Origin of the sequence: Stutzerimonas sp. Brlt_14, from assembly GCF_051948915.1 — a bacterium.
GTDB classification, from domain to species: domain Bacteria; phylum Pseudomonadota; class Gammaproteobacteria; order Pseudomonadales; family Pseudomonadaceae; genus Stutzerimonas; species Stutzerimonas stutzeri.
On sequence record NZ_JAYJLM010000004.1, the window covers coordinates 254251 to 271743 of the forward strand.

The following is a 17493-nucleotide window of genomic DNA, read 5'->3' on the forward strand; positions in this document are numbered from 1 at the left end:
GCCGTAACCTGCAACACCGCCCCTGACCGAAGGACCTGCAAGCCGCTGATGAAAACGCCTAAACGACTCGAACCGCTGATCGAGGATGGCCTGATCGACGAGGTGCTGCGGCCGCTGATGAGCGGCAAGGAAGCAGCGGTGTATGTGGTGCGCTGCGGCGACGAGCTGCGTTGCGCCAAGGTCTACAAGGAAGCCAACAAGCGCAGTTTCCGCCAGGCCGTGAAATACCAGGAGGGGCGCAAGGTGCGCAGCAGTCGCGACGCGCGCGCCATGGCCAAGGGCTCCAAGCACGGGCGCAAGGAGAAGGAAGAGAACTGGCAGAACGCCGAGGTGGCGGCCCTGTTCCGCCTGGCTGACGCCGGCGTGCGGGTGCCCAAGCCCTACGACTTTCTCGATGGTGTCCTGCTGATGGAAATGATCGCCGGCGAGGATGGCGATGCCGCACCGCGCCTCAATGATGTCGACCTGCATCCGGACGATGCCCGCGAATTCCACGCCTTCATGATCCATGAAGTGGTGAAGATGCTCTGCGCCGGGCTGGTGCACGGCGACCTGTCGGAGTTCAACGTGCTGCTCGACGAGCACGGCCCGGTCATCATCGACCTGCCGCAGGCGGTGGACGCGGCGGGCAACAACCATGCATTCGAGATGCTTGAGCGGGATGTCGGCAACATGTCGGCCTATTTCGGCCGCTTCGCCCCGGAGCTCAGGTTCACCCGCTATGCCAAGGAGATGTGGGCGCTCTATCAGCAGGGCAAGCTGACCCCGGAGACCGAGCTGACCGGCGAGTTCGCCGAGCCGGAGGATGCGGCGGATATCGATGCGGTGATGCGGGAGATCAAGGCGACGCTGGCCGAACAGGCGCGGCGGGAGGCCATGCGGGGCGCAGAAGACGGCGAGCCGGACGAGGCGCCCGAGCCGCCCTGGATGAAGGGGTGATGGTTTTGGCTACTCGGCCCGCCCGCTGCCAAGTAGCCCATGCGCCAGCCGGCTTGCATTGTCACCAACCGACCCCTCAGGGCGCTGACTGATCCTCAGAGACCGCCGCACCATCCGCGGCGTTCCAGCCACCACCCAGTGCCACGTACAACGCCACCTGCGCGGTCGCCAGTGCGGTGCGGCCTTCCAGTGCCCGCTGGCGCGCCTGCAGTGCGCCGCGCTGGGCGTCCAGCACCTCGCTCAGGTTCGCCTCGCCCAGCTCGTAGCTGCGCTGTGCCAGCCGGTGTGCGCGCTCGCGGTGATCGCGGGTGCGGCTGAGGGCGGCGTGCCGACGTTGCTGGCCGGCAATGCGTGTCAGGCCGCGTTCGACCTCCTCCAGCGCGCGGGCCAGGGCCTGCTCGAAGGCGATGTAGGCGGTCTCGCCTTCGGCATCGGCCAGTTCGATGGCGGCGCCACGGTTTGCATAGTCCAGCAGCGGCAGGCCGAAGGTGGCGCCGACCCGGGCGAAGTTCGAAGCGCTGGAAACGGCGTCGCCCAGCGCGAAGCCGGAGCGGCCCACCGCGGCCTGCACCGCCAGCTTGGGAAACAGGTCGCGGCGAGCGGCCAGCGATTGCAGCTCGGCGGCGTCCAGCCGTGCCGCTTCGGCAATCAGGTCCGGACGGCGGCGCAGCAGGTCGATGGGCTGACCGGCGGCGATGCGCGATTCGGCCAACGGCACCGCCGTACTGGCGGCGAGCTGGACGGCGCTACTGCCCGGCGGCGCGGCGAGCAGGGTGTCCAGCGCCAGCTGCGCTTCGGCCAGGTGGATGTCCAGCTCGTCCAGATCGGCTTCCAGCGATGCGCGTTCGGCGGATGTGGCCTCCACGTCCAGCCGGGTCACCTCGCCGGCGTGAAACAGCAGTCCGGCGATGCGCTCCAGTTCGCGCGCCACCTCGATGCCTTCGACCAAGAGCGCGCGCTGCCCCTGCAGCGCGCGCAGTTGCAGATAGCCCTGCGCGGTGTTGGCGGCCACGGCCAGGCGCGCGGCCACCGTCTGCGCCTCGGCCGAACGCAGTTGCTGGGCGGCGCTGTCGCGTCGGGCGCGGGTGGCGCCGAACAGGTCCAGTTCCCAGGTCGCCTGCAGCGCCAGTTCCCAGCTGTCGAAGGCGATCGGGTCGTCATCCGGGATGAACTCGGCCAGCGGGCTGCCGGGTTCGGCGTCCTGGTCGTTCTCGATCCACTGGCGGCTGGCCGAGCCCGGCAGGTCGAAGCTCGGCAGCAGGCCGGCGCGCGACTGGCGCAGCTGCGCGCGGGCGCTGTCGACCCGCGCCATGGCCAGGCGAACATCGTGGTTCTGCTGCATGGCGCGGTGGACCAGCGCGGTGAGCTGCGGGTCGTCGAACTGACGCCACCAGCTGGCCAGCGACTCGGCATCGGCCGGGTGGGCGCCGGCGGCGCTGAACCAGGTATCCGGCAGTTGCGGCGCCGGGTGCTGCGGTGCGCTGGAGCAGGCACTCAGGGCCAGGGCGAGCAGCAGCGGAGCGGCCAGGGCCTTGGCAGTCATGCGGTTTCCTCCGGGCGCACTTTCATCAGCAGCAGGTACAGGCAGGGCACGGCCAGCAGCGTCAGCAGCGTGGCGAAGCCCAGGCCGCCCATGATGGTCACCGCCATGTTGGCGAAGAACGGGTCGAACAGCAGCGGCACCATGCCCAGCACCGTGGTGCCGGCGGCCATCATCACCGGGCGCAGGCGTGACGCCGAGGCCTCGATGATGGCGGTCAGGCGTGGCACTTCGTCATCGATCTGCCGGTCGATCTCGTCCACCAGCACCACGGCGTTCTTGATCAGCATGCCGGTCAGGCTGAGCAGGCCGAGCAGCGCCATGAAGCCGAAGGCCTGGCCGGTGAGCAACAGGCCGAAACTGACGCCGCAGATCGCCATGGGTACCACCAGCCAGATCATCAGCGGCTGGCGCACCTTGGCGAACAGCAGCACGGTGACCAGCACCATCGCCAGGTAGGGCACCGCCAGCGTGCTGGCCAGCGCCTGCTGGGCATCGGAGGACTGCTCGTAGTCGCCGCCCCACTTCAGGCTGTAGTTGACCGGCAGTTCGATGCCCTCGATCAGCGGACGGATGCGCTCATGCGCCTCGTTGGTGTTCTCGCCGTCGCGCGGTTCGGCGCGGATGGAGATGGTGCGCTCGCGGTCGTAGCGCACGATGATGCCGTCCTCGCTGCTCGGTTCGATGCGGTCGGCGACCTGCGCCAGCGGCACGTAACCGTTGCCGGCCGGGCTCCAGATCAGCCGTTGCAGCAGGTTGTCGGCGTCGATGCGGTCATCCGGCGCAGCACGCAGCAGCACCGGGATCAGCTCGTCGCGCTCGCGCAGCAGACTGACGCGCTGGCCCTCGCTGCCGGCAGCCAGTGCGCGCGCCACCGCCTGGCGGGTCAGCCCGGCATCGGCGAGGCGATCCAGCGCCAGCTGCGGACGCAGCACCAGTACCGGCTGACGCCAGTCGTCGCGCACGTTGAGCACCTGCCCCTGCTCCTGCAAGCGCTTGCGCCCCTCGGCGGATATCTCGCGCAGCACCTGGATGTCCGGGCCGCTGATGCGCGCCTCCAGCTTGGCCTCGGCATTGGGGCCGAACATGAACTGGGCGGCGCTGACGTCCGCCGATGGATAGCGCTGCGGCAACTCCTGGTTGATCTGCCGGACCAGGCCGTCGATCCGCTCGGCATCCTCGGTGCGCACGAGAAAGTGCATCAGCGAGGCATTCGGCTGCTCCGGCATGTAGGTGAGCATGAAGCGCGAGGCCCCGGCGCCGATGAAGCTCGACACATCGCTCACGCCGTCCTGCTCGGCCAGATATTGCTCGACCTCGCTGGCGGCACGCGCGGTATCGCGGATATGCGTGCCCTGCGGCAGGAACAGGTTGACGTAGAACAGCGGCGTGCTCGACGGCGGGAAGAAGCTCTGCGGCAGGCGGGTGAAGATCACCGCGCTGATCACCGTCAGCACCAGCAGCGCGCCGATGGTCAGCTTCGGCCGGCGCAGCACGCCTGTAGCCAGCCGGCGATAGCGCGCGTACCAGGGGCCGTCGTATGCGGCATCGGCGTCCTCGTCGGCGCCGGCGTTGCGCAGCAGGCAATGGCCGAACAGCGGTACCAGCAGCAGGGCCAGCAACCAGCTGAGCAGCAGCGATACGGCGATGACGAAGAACAGCGAGAAGAGGAATTCGCCGGTGGTGTCCTGGGACAGGCCGATGCCGGCGAAGGCCAGGATGCCGATGATGGTCGCCCCCAGCAGCGGCCACTGCGTCTGTTGCAGCGTCTGCTGCGACGCCTCGAGGATGCTCTTGCCCTGGCGCTGACGCACCAGCATGCCGTCGCAGACCACCACCGCGTTGTCCACCAGCATGCCCATGGCGATGATCAGCGCGCCGAGGGAAATTCGCTCCAGCTCGATGCCCGCCAGCCACATCACCAGCAGCGTGCCGAGCACGGTGAGAAACAGCACCGCGCCGATGATCACCCCGGCGCGCAGGCCCATGGCGATGCACAGCACGCCGACCACGATGGCCACCGAGAGAAACACGTTGAGGGCGAAGCTGTTCACCGACTCGTCGACGATGCGGTGCTGCTCGTACAGCGCGTGCAGCTCGGCGCCCAGCGGCATGCGGTGCTCGTTGGCCTGCAGCACTGCCTCGACGCTGTGCCCGACCTCGACGATGTTCGCTCCGGACACCCCGCTGATACCCAGCGTCAGCGCTGGCTGGCCGTTGTGGCGGATGATCTGCTGCGGCCGCTCGGCGTAGTCGCGCGAGAGTTTGGCGATGGCGCCCAGCTCGACCCGTTGCGGGCCCTGGCCGACCGACAGCGCGCGCAGCTCCTCCAGGGAGTCGAACGCCCCGCTGGGGCGCAGGCGCACGAAGAAGTCGCCGGCATTGACGCCGCCGGCCTCCACCGCGGCATCGGTATCGTCCAGCGCTGCGGCGATCTCGTCCGGGGCGATGTTCATCGCCGCCAGCTGCGCCTGATCGACCTCCACCAGGATGTGTTCCTCCTGCACGCCGGCGATCTCCACCTTGCCGACGCCATCGGCGGTGAGCAGTGCGCGGCGCAGGTCCTTGGCCGTTTCGTGCAGTTCCTTGAGCGTCAGACCGTCGCCGGTCAGGGCGTAGAAGATGCCGTAGACGTCGCCGAAATCGTCGTTGACCTGCGGCGGTTCGATCCCCGGCGGCAGGTCGCCCTGGGCATCGTTGATCTTGTTGCGCAGCTCGTCCCAGATCTGCGGCAGCGCATCGCCGTCGTAGCGGTCCTGTATCTCCACGCGAATCTCGGCGATGCCCGGCATCGAGCGCGAGCGGATCTCCTTGATCTGCGACATCTGCTGGATGGCGCTTTCCAGCGGCTCGGTCACCTGTTGCTCGACCTCCAGCGCCGTGGCGCCGGGGTACTGCACATTGACGATGGCCTGCTTGATGGTGAATTCCGGGTCTTCCAGGCGGCCGATCTCGAAGAAGGCGAGGGTGCCGCCGAGCAGGCAGATCAGTACCAGAATCCAGATGTTGACCGGCCGGGTGATGGCGTAGCGGGCGAAATCCATCGGCTCAGTTCCGCTCCTGCGCTTCGATCGGCTGGTCCTCGTGCAGCTTGCTGCCGCCAGCGACGATGATCGGCATCCGCGCCTGCAGGCCGTCACCGCGAATCAGTGCCTGATCGCCATCGATCTGCTCAAGTTGCACCGGCTGCCGCCGCGCGCGGCCATCGTCCGCCTGCCAGATGAAGTGCTGGCCGTCGCTGCCGGTCTGCAGCGCCGCCAGCGGCAGGCGGAAGGCGTCATGGGTTCTCTGCGGCTGCGGCGGACGTTCGATGCTGACGCGCATGGCCATGCCCGGCAGCAGGTTGTAGTCCTCGGGCGGCTCGCCCTGCAGCACCAGGCGGTAGGTGCGCGCGCCTTCACGCGGCTGGGTGCTGTGCTCCTTGTAGCGCAGCGGCAGGCGCACATCGGCGATCACCAGCTCGCCTTCGGCCTGCAGACCGGGGCCGAGCGGAATGCTCAAGGCGGCAGTTTCCGGCAGGTCGACGCTGACTTCGATATGGCCGTTGTCCTGCATCTCGAAGACCGGCGTGCCGACCGCGACCACCATGTCCGGCTCGGCCAGACGGCGCGCCACCACGCCGTCGAACGGTGCATTCAGCGTGCTTTGATCGAGATCGCGCTGGGCGCTGTCGCGCGCCACCCGCGCGGCCACGGTGTTGGCCTCCAGCGCCTCGATGGCGGCGGGGGCGAGAATGCCCTCGGCAAGCAGCGTGCGCTTGCGCGCCAGATCCGCCTCCAGCTGGCGCAGGCGCGCCTCGGCTTCGCGCAGCTGCAGGCGGTAGTCGGTGCGATCCAGCTCCGCCAGTGGCTGACCGCGCCTGACGCGGGTGCCTTCATCGATCAGGATGCGCTCGATACGCCCGGCCACCTCGAACGACAGCTGCGTGGACGTCACGCTCTGCACCACGCCGGAGAAGCGCAGCGCCTCGGCTTTCGGCTCGGCCGCCTGCAATGGTTCGACCAGTGCCACCCTTGGCGGCTCGGGTGCCGGCTCGGCCTCCGAGGAGCAACCACCGAGCGGCGGCAGCGCACAGACGATGATCGTCAACCAGGCACGGGACACTGGGAATGCTCGCGTTGACGTCATCATGGCTCCTGTCTGATCGGCGTTGCGGGCGTGCTGGCACACGTTGGGCTCCAACAGTAGAGCCTCGTGTCGGCGCAGGAGTTCGGCTGCAAATTGTTGCCAAATGATGTGACCGGGCGGTCGATTTCTGCCGAGGCTCTGCCGTACTCAAGGTGCGCGACTGCAGCTCTGCAGCGCTTGACCGTGACGAACCCGGCGGGGATGCTTGCCCGCTGTCAAAGGCGCATCAGTCATGGGGAATACGCAATGCAAGGCCAGGCACCGGTAATCGACTATCTCAAGGAGCTGCTGCGCGGCGAACTGGCGGCCCGCGACCAGTATTTCCTGCATTCGCGGATGTACGCCGACTGGGGCTTCAGCAAGCTCTACGAGCGCATCAACCATGAGATGGAGGAGGAGACCCAGCATGCCGATGCCCTGCTCAAGCGCATCCTCTTTCTCGAAGGTACGCCGGACATGACGCCGGAACCGATCAACCCGGGCCACAGCGTCCCGGACATGCTGCGCAACGACCTGGCGCTGGAGTACCGGGTGCGTGCGGCGCTGGCGCAGGGCATCGCGCTGGCCGAACAGCACGGCGACTACCCGACCCGCGACATTCTGGCCCTACAGCTGCACGACACCGAGGAAGACCACGCCTACTGGCTGGAGCAGCAGCTCGGCCTGATCGACCGCATCGGTCTGCAGAACTACCTGCAATCCCAGGCCAGCTGATCGCTGCACCGCGAGGCATGGCCTGCCTCGCGGTGCCTCTTCTCAGAGCCGGAAGCGGCTCACCATCATCTGCAACTGACCACCCAGACGCGCCAGTTCGGTGCTCGAGGCGGCCGTCTCTTCGCTGGCGGCGGCGGTCTGCTCCGACACATCGCGCACGTTCACCACACTACGGCTGATCTCCTCGGCCACCGCGCTCTGTTCCTCGGCGGCCGCGGCGATCTGCTGGTTCATCGCCCGGATGTTCGACACGGTGCGGGTGATGCTGCCGAGCGAAGCGCCGGCGCGGCGTGCCAGCTCGACGCCGCTGTCGGTCAGGTCGCGGCTGGTGTGCATGATCGAGGCGACCTGCTGGGTGCCGTTCTGCAGCGCGGCGACCAGCCCTTCGATTTCCTCGGTGGACTTCTGCGTGCGCTGCGCCAGCCCGCGCACCTCATCGGCGACCACGGCGAATCCGCGGCCGGCCTCGCCGGCACGGGCAGCCTCGATGGCGGCGTTGAGCGCCAACAGGTTGGTCTGCTCGGCCACCGCGCGGATCACTGTCATCACGCTGCCGATCTTGTCGCTCTCACTCTGCAGCGCGCTCATCGCCTCGGTGGAGCGCACCACGGCATCGGCCATGCGCTCGATCTGGTTGACCACCTCCAGGACCACGCGGTCGCCTTCACGGGCTTCGCCATCCGCTTCGGTGGCGGCCAGGGCGGCCTGCTCGGCGTTGCGCGCGACTTCCTGGACGGTGGCCGACATCTCGTGCATGGCGGTGGCAACCTGGTCGGTTTCTTCCTTCTGGCTGTTCACCCCGGCGCTAGTCTGCTGGGTAACCGCCGAAAGCTCCTCGGCGGCGGCGCTGATCTGGCTGACACCATCGCGGATGCCGCCGATCAGTTCGCGCAGGGTCGCGCCCATCTGCTGGATGCCGCGCTGCAGCACGCCCAGCTCGTCGCGGCGCTTGATCTGTGCGGTGGCGCTGAGGTCGCCGGAGGCGATGCGCTCGACATCGGCCAGGGTGGCACGCAGCGGCAGAATGATCTGCCGGGTGATCAGCCAGGCGGCCAGTATGCCCAGCACCAGCGCCAGCAACGCGCTGACGATCAGGCGTGTACGCGCGGCGGCGCTTTCCGCGGCGAGTAGGTCGAGCTGAAGCTGGTAGAGCGAGTCGCTGATGCGGACGATTTCCTTCTGCTGATCGGTCATTTCCTGGCGCGCCTTGGCGATTGCCAGGGTGGCCTTCTCCAGCGATTCGATGGCGCTGCGATATTCGCCGAGCACGGCACGGATCTGCTCAAGCGTCGCCGCGTGGTCGGCGTCGAGCGCGGCAGCGTGGCGATCCAGCGTGGCCTGGGCGGCATCCAGTTGCGCGTAGACGGCCTTGGCCGCCTCGGCACCCGGAGCCGCCATATAGACCCGCAGCAGGTATTGGGCGCGCTGCACGTCATCCTCGATCCGGGTGATGGCCTGGAACTGCGCGAAGCGCCCTTCATCGTATTCCGACAACCGCAGCACCTGGCCGGTGACGCCAGCGTTCAGCTCTGCCAGACGCGCGGCGGCACCGTCGATGGTGGTGCGCGCGGCGTTGGCCTGGGCGTAGCCCTTGCGCATGTCGTTCAGCGAGTTCTGGTACTGGGCGTTGTAGCCGGCCTGTTCCTTGAGCTGGGCGACGTCGTCCGGGTGCTCGAAGGTCTCCAGCAGCTTGGTCTGCTGGGAGAGGTAGACGCCCAGGTTGTTGTCCAGCCGCTTGGTGGACTCGTTGTCGCCACTGGCCAGCATGAATTGCAGGCGGGCGATGCGCAGGTCGGTGAGGGTCTTGTTCAGCTGGGATATTTCGGTCATCAGTCCGCTGCGCTGGATGACGCTGTCCAGGCTGCCCCAGCCGTTCCAGGCGAGGACGATGGTGAGTATCAGGACGGTGGCGAAGCCCAGCGTGAGCTTCCTGCTGACCCCGATATTTGCAAACCAGTTGTTCATGGCACTCCAAGCGAAAGCGAAGTAGTCGGTCCGAGTCGACGCCGCAAGGCGAGGCTCGTATACCGCAGCGCTTTCGGCCGGATGCATACGAACTTGAATGTAAAGCGAGGAGCGGTCGTAGCGCCGGATGATCGCTCCGCAACGCCGAACCAGATCTGTTCGATCGGTCAGGTCTGATTGCGCGTGAGCGGTGACGGCGCCTGCTCAGGGCGGACGCAGCAGCCGCTTTCGATGCCCTGCAGGATCGGGCAGTCCGGCCGATCGTCACCCTGGCAGTGGTCGACCAGCTCCTGCAGCGTGTCGCGCAGGCCGACCAGCTCGGCGATCTTGCGGTTCAGCTCGTCGATATGCGCGCCGGCCAGGGCCTTCACGTCGGCGCTGGCACGCTGGCGGTTCTGCCACAGCGCCAACAGCTTGCCGACCTCCTCCAGTGAGAAACCCAGGTCACGGGCGCGACGGATAAAGGCCAGCTGATGCAGGTCGCGCTCGTTGTAGTGGCGATAGCCATTGGCGCCACGCCCGGCCGGCGTGAGCAGGCCGATGGATTCGTAGTAGCGGATCATCTTCGCCGTAAGGCCGCTGTGCTTGGCTGCCTGACCGATGTTCATGGCGTGCTCCCGATCATTCTTCCGGTTTCCAGGAGCGCAGCAGCAGGGCGTTGCTCACCACGCTGACGCTCGACAGGGCCATTGCCGCACCGGCCACCACCGGGCTGAGAAAGCCGAAGGCGGCGAGCGGAATGCCCACCAGGTTGTAGATGAAGGCCCAGAACAGGTTCTGCTGGATCTTGCGGTAGGTGCGCCGGGCGATCTCCAGCGCTGCCGGCACCAGGCGCGGGTCGCCGCGCATCAGCGTGATGCCGGCGGCGTGCATGGCCACGTCGGTGCCGCCGCCCATGGCGATGCCGACATCCGCTGCGGCCAGGGCTGGCGCATCGTTGATGCCATCGCCAACCATCGCCACCACGGCGCCGCCCATCTTCAGCTCCGCCACGGTGGCGGCCTTGTCTGCCGGGAGCACCTCGGCATGCACGTCGTCGATGTGCAGCGCTTCGGCCACCACCCGCGCGCTGCCACGGTTGTCGCCGGTGATCAGATGGCTGCGGATATGCCGGGCATCGAGTGCGGCGATCGCCGCCGCGGCTCCCTCCTTGAGGCTGTCACCGAAGGCGAACAGGCCGAGCACGCGCGGTTGCGGTGCGCTCTCCACCAGCCAGGAGAGCGTGCGGCCTTCGGCTTCCCAACACTGGGCGGTATCCAGCAGCTCGCCCGGTTGCAGGCCGAATTCGTCCAGCATGCGCCGATTGCCCAGCGCCAGCTGCCGACCGTCCAGCGTCCCGGCGATGCCGCGGCCGCTCAGGGCCTGGCTCTTCTGCACATCCGGCACCGCGATGCCATCGGCTTCGCAGCGCTCCAGCACGGCACGTGCCAGCGGGTGTTCACTGCCACGTTGCAGAGCGCCGGCCAGGCGCAACAGGCTCGCCTCGTCACCTTCCAGCGCATGCAGGTGGATGATCTGCGGCTTGCCGGAGGTGAGCGTGCCGGTCTTGTCGAAGGCCACCGCATTCACCGCATGGGCGACTTCCAGGGCCTCGGCGTCCTTGATCAGGATGCCGTGGCGTGCCGCCACGCCGGTGCCGGCCATGATCGCCGCCGGTGTCGCCAGGCCGAGCGCGCAGGGGCAGGCGATCACCAGCACCGCCACCGCATTGATCAGCGCGACCTCGGCCGGCGCGCCAGTGAGCAACCAGCCGATCAGGGTGAACACGGCGATCACCAGCACCGCCGGGACGAACACCTGGCTGACCTTGTCCACCAGCTTCTGGATCGGTGCCTTGGCCGCCTGGGCGTCTTCCACCAGGCGGATGATCCGCGCCAGCACAGTCTCGCCACCGAGCGCGGTGGTGCGCACCAGCAGCCGACCCTCGCCGTTGATCGCGCCGCCGGTGATGCGGTCGCCTGGCGCCTTGTTCACCGGCAGGCTCTCGCCGCTGATCAGCGCTTCGTCGGCCTGGCTTTCGCCCTCGACCACTTCGCCGTCCACCGGGAAACGCTCGCCAGGCTTGACCAGCACCAGGTCGTCCAGGCGCAGCGCGGCGATGGCGACGTCTTCCTCGCGGCCGTCGATCACCCGTGTCGCGCGGTCCGGACGCAAGGCTTCCAGTGCCCGGATCGCCGCGCTGGTCTGGCGCTTGGCGCGGCTTTCGAGGTATTTGCCCAGCAGCACCAGGGCGATGACCACCGCCGAGGCCTCGAAATACAGGTGCGGCATCTGCCCGGCCGGCGTCGCCCACCATTGATAGAGGCTCAGGCCGTAACCGGCGCTGGTGCCGATGGCGACCAGCAGGTCCATGTTGCCGGCACCGGCGCGCACCGCCTTCCAGCCGGCGACGTAGAAGCGCGCACCGAGGACGAACTGCACCGGCGTGGCGAGCAGGAACTGGATCCACGCCGGCAGCATCCAGTGCTGCCCGAACAGCTCGCCGAACATCGGCAGCACCAGCGGTGCGGCCAGCAGCAGGCCGGCGATCACTGCCCAGCGTTCGCGCTGCAGGCGTCGTTCGGCATCGGCCGCCGGGCGGCGCTCGCTGCTCGCCGTGGCGTGATAACCGGCTGCCTCGACGGCCTGGATCAGCGCGGCCGGGTCCGGCGGGCCGAGTACTTCGACGTGGGCGCGCTCGCTGGCCAGATTCACCGCCGCGCTGCGCACCCCGGGCACCTTGAGCAGGGCACGCTCGACGCGGCCAACGCAGCTGGCGCAGGTCATGCCGTCGATGGCCAGCTCCAGACTCTGCACCGGCACGCCATAGCCGGCCTTCTGCACGGCTTCGATCAGGGCCGCGAGGTCCGCCTCGCTGCTTTCGACGCGCACCTGCTCGTTGGCCAGGTTGACGCTGGCGCTGGCCACACCCGGCACCTTGAGCAGGGCGCGTTCGACGCGGCCGGCGCAGCTGGCGCAGGTCATACCGCTGACCGGCAGCGTATGGGTGGCGCTGGACATAGCTGTGTCTCCTTGGATGGCGATGCGCTCAGGATCGACCTTAACCCTATGGCAAGGTCAACACCATGATCTGCGACAGCCAGGGCCTTGACCTTGCCAGGGTGGCAAGCTCGAGAATCGATCCATCCAACGATCGAGGAGAACGACGATGCCTGTATTCAACGTGAGCGGAATGACCTGCAGCCACTGCGAGCGCGCGGTCACCCAGGCCATCAAGGCGCTGGACGCGCAGGCCCAGGTGAAGGTGGATCTGGCGAGCGGGACGGTCGAGGTGCAGAGCAGCGCCAGCGAGCAGGCGATTCGCCAGGCGATCAGCGAGGAGGGCTATCAGGTGGCGTGATCATGCCGGCACTCAGGCACCGAGCTGGTCGGGGTCGTCCGGCCAGTCGCGGACCAGGCCGCGGAACAGCGGGTCGATCAGCGCCTTGGTGTCGACCAGCGGCGCGAACAGCCCGGTGTCGCGGGTCCAGTCGGTGAACAGCCCGACCACCAGGGCATGCAGCGACAATGCCGCCAGGCGCGGCGAGACGCCAGGTCGCAGGCAGGCCGAGGCGTTGCGCAGCAGGTTCTCGCACAGATCGATGAACTGGTTGATGAAGGCGTGATGTCGCTCTTCGGCCTCGCGCAGCTCGTCGGTGAATTCGCACTTGTGCAGCAGGATGGTGAAGATCCGGCGCTTCTGCTCGTTGCTGGCCAGGGTGCTGATGGCCTCGACCGTCAGGTTGCGCAGGGCGATCAGAGCCTGCAGCGGCTGCTGCCGATTGCAGCTGCACAGACGCTCGGTCATCTGCTCAGGCGGCAGGCGGATCTGATTGAGCATCTCGTGGAACAGGTGCGCCTTGTTCTGGAAGTGCCAGTACACGGCGCCGCGCGTCACGCCAGCGTCGCGCGCGATCTGATCGAGACTGGTGTGGGCCACTCCCTTGTCCAGAAACAGCCGCTCGGCGGAGGCGAGGATGGCGATGCGGGTCTTCTCGGCTTCTTCTTTGGTTCGGCGCATGGGCAGGTTCGGCGGTAGCGGCTGCTTCAGGCATCCAGCAGCGGTGGAGGCGACCAGTGTAACGAGGCATCTCGTCGCGATGCATGTTTACAATCGGCGGTGTATGTAACAGCATCTTGCACGCCGGTGCAATTGCCCCACCGAGGCTGCGGTCCAAGCATTGGCCTCGGCACGTCCCTTTTCCTGCTTTGCGAGCCTCTGATGTCTTTGCGGATTCTCCTCATCCTGGGCGCGCTCAGCGCGTTCGGTCCCCTGGCCATCGACATGTACCTGCCTGCATTTCCGCTGATCGCGCAGGCCTTCGGTACCAGTGTCGATCACGTTCAGCTGTCGTTGGCGGCATATTTCGTCGGTCTGGCCATCGGTCAGCTGGTCTACGGTCCGCTGGCCGATCGCTACGGGCGGCGCGGGCCGCTGCTGGTGGGCGTGACCCTGTTCACCCTGGCATCGCTGGCCAGCGCCTTCGCACCGTCGATGGACTGGCTGATCGGCGTGCGCTTCGTGCAGGCGCTGGGTGGCTGCGCCGGCATGGTGGTGGCGCGGGCCGTGGTGCGCGACCTCTGCGATCCGATGACCAGCGCCAAGGTGTTCTCACAGCTGATGCTGGTCATGGGCCTGGCGCCGATCCTCGCGCCGGTGGCCGGCGGTGCGTTGCTGGCGACGTTCGGTTGGCCGTCGATCTTCATCCTGCTGACGTTGTTCAGCGCGCTGTGCCTGGTGGCGGTGGCGCTCTGGCTGCCGGAAACCTACCCGCCGGGCTTGCCGCGCCAGCCGATGGCCGGGGCCCTGGGTCAGTACTTGCGGTTGTTCCGCGATCGTTTCTTCATGGGCCACGTGCTCACCGGCGCGCTGTGCATGGCGGGGATGTTCGCCTACATCACCGGCTCGCCGTTCGTCTTCATCGAGCTGTACGGCGTCAAGCCCGAGCATTTCGGCTGTTCGGTATCAATGCGGCGGGCTTCATCCTGATGGCGCAGGTGAACGTGCGGCTGGTGCGCTGGCGCGGGCCGGAATTCTGGGTGCGGCGCTGGGTGTGGTTCTTCTTCGCCAGTGCGCTGGCGTTGCTGGCAGTGGCGGCGGCGCAGCCCGAATCGCTCTGGCCCTTGCTGATCCCGCTGTTCTGTTGTGTGTCCTGCCTGGGCTGCCTGCTGCCCAATGCCACCGCCTGCGCCATGGCCGATCAGCGCGCCAATGCCGGCAGCGCCTCGGCTCTGCTCGGCAGCCTGCAGTTCACCATCGCGGCCATTGCCGCTTCCGCGGTGGGGGCGCTGCACAACGGCACCGCGGTGCCGCTGGCGGCGATCATGAGTCTGTGCGGGCTGCTGGCGACGTTGGTCGCCTATGGCACCGCCCGCGCCAGCACGGAGTGAGGTCAGGCGCTCAGCGGCAGCCGATGGGGCGCCTGCAGGCGCCGCTGCAGGGTCTCGGCGAAGGCCCTGGCCTCGGCTTCGCTGCGAAAGGTGATGCGCTGGCGATCCAGGCAGACCTGCCAGGCGCTGTCGGGGTGGGGCGTCATGGGGCGGACGAGAATGTGCATGGCGATCTCCTCACGTGTCGAACGCCGCACAGTCTAGGCGCAGCCATGGCTCGCGCGGCGAGCCATGGTGTCGCAGGTCGGCCTTGCGCCGACGAATGGCTCAGTAGGCCAGGCGGGCGTCCAGGCTGTTCTGCGCCAGGCGGCGGGCCTGGGCTTCAGTCATGCCCAGGCTTTCGTGCAGCGCGACGAAATTCTCCGTGACATAGCCGCCAAAATAGGCCGGATCGTCGGAATTCACCGTGACCTTCACGCCCTGCTCCAGCAGGTCGAGGATGTTGTGCTGACGCATGTCGGCAAACACCTTGAGCTTGGTGTTGGACAGCGGGCAGACCGTCAGTGGAATCTGCTCCTCGATCAGCCGGGCGATCAGCTTCGGATCTTCCGCGGCACGTACGCCGTGGTCGATCCGGCTGACCTTGAGCAGGTCGAGTGCCTGCCAGATGTACTCGGGCGGACCTTCCTCGCCGGCATGGGCAACGGTCAGCAAGCCTTCGCCACGCGCCTTGTCGAACACGCGCTGGAACTTGCTCGGCGGATGGCCGACTTCGGAGCTGTCCAGGCCGACGGCGAAGAAGGCGTTGCGATAGGGCAATGCCTTTTCCAGGGTCTTGAAGGCTTCCTCTTCCGGCAGGTGGCGCAGGAAACTGAGGATCAGCCCGCTGCTGATGCCCAGCAGCTCGCGGCCATCGGCCAGCGCGGCGCTGATGCCGTTGAGCGCGGCCTCGAACGGTACGCCGCGGTCGGTGTGGGTTTGCGGGTCGAAGAAGGGCTCGGTGTGCACCACGTTCTGCTCTTCGCACTTCTGCAGGTAGGCCCAGGTCAGGTCATAGAAGTCCTGCTCGGTACGCAGCACGTCGGCGCCAGCGTAGTAGAGATCGAGGAACTCCTGCAGGTTGCCGAAGTTGTAGGCGCTGCGCAGTGCTTCGACGTCATTCCAGGGCAGGGCGATCTTGTTGCGCTCGGCCAGACGGAACATCAGTTCCGGCTCCAGCGAGCCCTCCAGGTGCAGGTGGAGTTCGGCCTTGGGCAGGTTGTTGAGCCAGTCTTGCATCGCGAAATTCTCGTCTTGCGGGTATGAGGGCATTCTAGCGACGGGGCTGTATGACCGATATGGCCATCGGCCGTTTGAAGCGGCTATCAGGCGCCGATGACAACGCGATGAAGCTCCCGTTGCATTTGGCGAAAATTTGACCAGTGGTCTGCGGGCCAAGAACGGCGCGGGCTGGCAAGGTTGTTCCCAACGTTATCCACAAGGTTCTCCACGTGAATCGGGCATAACTGGCAGCTGGCAGAACGCAATTGATGGCATAACGTCATCGCTCGGCCGGCCAGTCAAAAAACACCGAAATTCAAGCGTTTAACGCGGCCTTACCGGGTACGAAATACGTTCTGGTTAAAAAGTGTACAGTTTTCTGCAGGCCCCGCGGCAGGCGCTTCGCAGCGCACCATACAATTGTTATCCACAATTGCGTCCACAGTTATTGTGGGCAAAGGCGCGTCTAGTCCAAGGCTTGCAGCCGGCTTCGCCCGCGGGTGATATCAGCGAGCAATCTGTCGAGTGGCTGCAGCTGGTCGGCGGGAAGGGCTATCTCCAGCGTCGCGCCTTCGGCGTCGAAGTGCTCGGCTTCCAGCAGCGCTTCAAAGTCCACCAGGCGCGCCTTGAGCAGCGCCAGTTCGGCGAATCGGCAATGACAATGGCAGCGCGAGCGTGACACCAGCTCGCTGCGCTCGCCCGCTTGCAGGCATTTGGCCGTGGTGCCGCCATAGGCGCGGGCCAGGCCACCGGTTCCTAGCTTGATGCCACCGAACCAGCGAATCACCACCACCGCGACCCGATCGAAGTCCTGCCCTTCGATCGCCGTCAGCATCGGCCGACCCGCCGTACCGCCGGGCTCGCCGTCATCACTGAAGCGGTACTGATTGCCGATCTTCCACGCCCAGCAATTATGCGTAGCGGTCGGATCGCTGACCGACTGGATGAATGTCTGAGCTTCTTCGGCGCTCTGCACGGGAGCCGCCTTGGCCAGGAAGCGGCTTTTGCTGATGACTTCCAGCAATTCGCAGGGAGCGGACAGGGTGAAAGGCATGGCAATTACGGCGTCGGTGATGGTTTGCGGGGCGTCATTGTAGCGGCGCCACCGCGGCTGCGCTCTGTGCCATCACGCAAGAGCATCCGGCGAACGGATTGAACTTCGCCGGACCGTCCAACCCCTACCTAGTAAGTGGCGGTTCGTGCGAATGGCCTAAAGGCCCGCCGTACCGCATTTCGCTGGCATATCAGATGGAGGACATTCCATGCTCAATTCCAGTTACCAGGCATGCATCCAGGCCTGTTCCAATTGCGCCCTAGTCTGCGAGACCTGTGCGGCATCCTGCTTGCGCGAGGACGACGTGAAGATGATGGCGCGCTGCATCGAGCTCGATCGTGACTGTGCCGACATGTGTGCGATCGCTGCAGTGCTGATGACCCGCGACAGCCCCTATGCCAGGGCCTTCTGCAAACTCTGCGCGCAGGTCTGCCGTGATTGCGCCGCGGAGTGCGGCCAGCATAAGCACGATCATTGTCAGGCCTGCGCCGAAGCCTGCCGCAAGTGTGCTGACGAGTGCGAAAAGATGGCCGCGTGATCGGATCTTGTCGATCCGAAGGGCCGCAGTTGCGGCCCTTTTGCT

At 66.9% G+C, this 17493-nt stretch carries 14 protein-coding genes and 1 pseudogene; 5 read left to right on the forward strand and 10 right to left on the reverse strand.

The features are described from left to right. Window positions 1-48 precede the first annotated feature (48 nt). The gene (locus VF716_RS11570; protein ID WP_017244499.1) at window positions 49-939 is read left to right on the forward strand and encodes a PA4780 family RIO1-like protein kinase; all 891 of its coding nucleotides are present in this window, start codon (window positions 49-51) and stop codon (window positions 937-939) included. Window positions 940-1015: 76 nt separating this feature from the next. Here VF716_RS11570 and VF716_RS11575 read toward each other — a convergent pair whose 3' ends face one another. Genes VF716_RS11575 through VF716_RS11585 form a run of 3 tightly spaced genes read right to left on the reverse strand, consistent with a single transcriptional unit; the run spans window position 1016 to window position 6607 of the window. Beyond that, on the reverse strand, window positions 1016-2482 hold the full coding sequence (locus tag VF716_RS11575) for an efflux transporter outer membrane subunit (protein ID WP_011914641.1): 1467 nt from the start codon (window positions 2480-2482) through the stop codon (window positions 1016-1018). Continuing rightward, entirely contained in the window at window positions 2479-5523 is a 3045-nt protein-coding gene (locus tag VF716_RS11580) for an efflux RND transporter permease subunit (RefSeq protein ID WP_125460380.1), read from the reverse strand. The genes VF716_RS11575 and VF716_RS11580 overlap by 4 nt, the downstream gene beginning before the upstream one ends. 4 nt (window positions 5524-5527) lie before the next feature. Beyond that, complete coding sequence (locus VF716_RS11585; RefSeq protein ID WP_125460379.1) at window positions 5528-6607, reverse strand: efflux RND transporter periplasmic adaptor subunit; 1080 nt, start codon at window positions 6605-6607, stop codon at window positions 5528-5530. Between the two features lie 246 nt (window positions 6608-6853). Between VF716_RS11585 and bfr the strand changes: the two genes are divergently transcribed. Further along, window positions 6854-7321, forward strand: coding sequence for a bacterioferritin (gene bfr / locus VF716_RS11590; protein WP_125460378.1), 468 nt, complete (start codon window positions 6854-6856; stop codon window positions 7319-7321). 42 nt (window positions 7322-7363) lie between these two features. Here the strand turns inward: bfr and VF716_RS11595 are convergent, their stop codons facing one another. The 3 genes from VF716_RS11595 to VF716_RS11605 all read right to left on the reverse strand — a co-directional run bounded on the left by VF716_RS11595 (window position 7364) and on the right by VF716_RS11605 (window position 12286). Next, the gene (locus VF716_RS11595) at window positions 7364-9286 is read right to left on the reverse strand and encodes a methyl-accepting chemotaxis protein (protein WP_125460377.1); all 1923 of its coding nucleotides are present in this window, start codon (window positions 9284-9286) and stop codon (window positions 7364-7366) included. 167 nt (window positions 9287-9453) lie between these two features. Next, window positions 9454-9894, reverse strand: a complete 441-nt coding sequence (gene cueR / locus VF716_RS11600; protein WP_125460376.1) for a Cu(I)-responsive transcriptional regulator — start codon at window positions 9892-9894, stop codon at window positions 9454-9456. Between the two features lie 13 nt (window positions 9895-9907). Further along, entirely contained in the window at window positions 9908-12286 is a 2379-nt protein-coding gene (locus VF716_RS11605) for a heavy metal translocating P-type ATPase (protein WP_440552711.1), read from the reverse strand. Between the two features lie 148 nt (window positions 12287-12434). Here VF716_RS11605 and VF716_RS11610 point away from each other — a divergent pair, with 148 nt between their 5' ends. Further along, entirely contained in the window at window positions 12435-12626 is a 192-nt protein-coding gene (locus VF716_RS11610; RefSeq protein WP_011914634.1) for a heavy-metal-associated domain-containing protein, read from the forward strand. A gap of 12 nt (window positions 12627-12638) precedes the next feature. Here the strand turns inward: VF716_RS11610 and VF716_RS11615 are convergent, their stop codons facing one another. Beyond that, window positions 12639-13286 (reverse strand): TetR family transcriptional regulator, encoded by a 648-nt coding sequence (locus VF716_RS11615; RefSeq protein ID WP_440552712.1) that lies wholly within the window; start codon window positions 13284-13286, stop codon window positions 12639-12641. A gap of 201 nt (window positions 13287-13487) precedes the next feature. Between VF716_RS11615 and VF716_RS11620 the strand changes: the two are divergent. Further along, window positions 13488-14656, forward strand: a pseudogene (locus VF716_RS11620) (Bcr/CflA family multidrug efflux MFS transporter). 2 nt (window positions 14657-14658) lie between these two features. On the opposite strand, the gene VF716_RS11625 reads toward VF716_RS11620, so the two are convergent. The 3 genes from VF716_RS11625 to VF716_RS11635 form a co-directional block, all read right to left on the reverse strand. Then, a complete protein-coding gene (locus VF716_RS11625) occupies window positions 14659-14823 on the reverse strand; it encodes a hypothetical protein (protein WP_011914631.1) in 165 nt (54 codons plus the stop codon). A 100-nt stretch (window positions 14824-14923) separates the two neighbouring features. Continuing rightward, the gene (locus tag VF716_RS11630) at window positions 14924-15874 is read right to left on the reverse strand and encodes an adenosine deaminase (protein ID WP_207238608.1); all 951 of its coding nucleotides are present in this window, start codon (window positions 15872-15874) and stop codon (window positions 14924-14926) included. A 448-nt stretch (window positions 15875-16322) separates the two neighbouring features. Further along, on the reverse strand, window positions 16323-16910 hold the full coding sequence (locus VF716_RS11635; protein ID WP_242100277.1) for an IMPACT family protein: 588 nt from the start codon (window positions 16908-16910) through the stop codon (window positions 16323-16325). Between the two features lie 208 nt (window positions 16911-17118). On the opposite strand from VF716_RS11635, the gene VF716_RS11640 reads away from it, so the two are divergent. Continuing rightward, on the forward strand, window positions 17119-17448 hold the full coding sequence (locus VF716_RS11640; RefSeq protein ID WP_279640562.1) for a four-helix bundle copper-binding protein: 330 nt from the start codon (window positions 17119-17121) through the stop codon (window positions 17446-17448). Window positions 17449-17493: the final 45 nt, after the last annotated feature.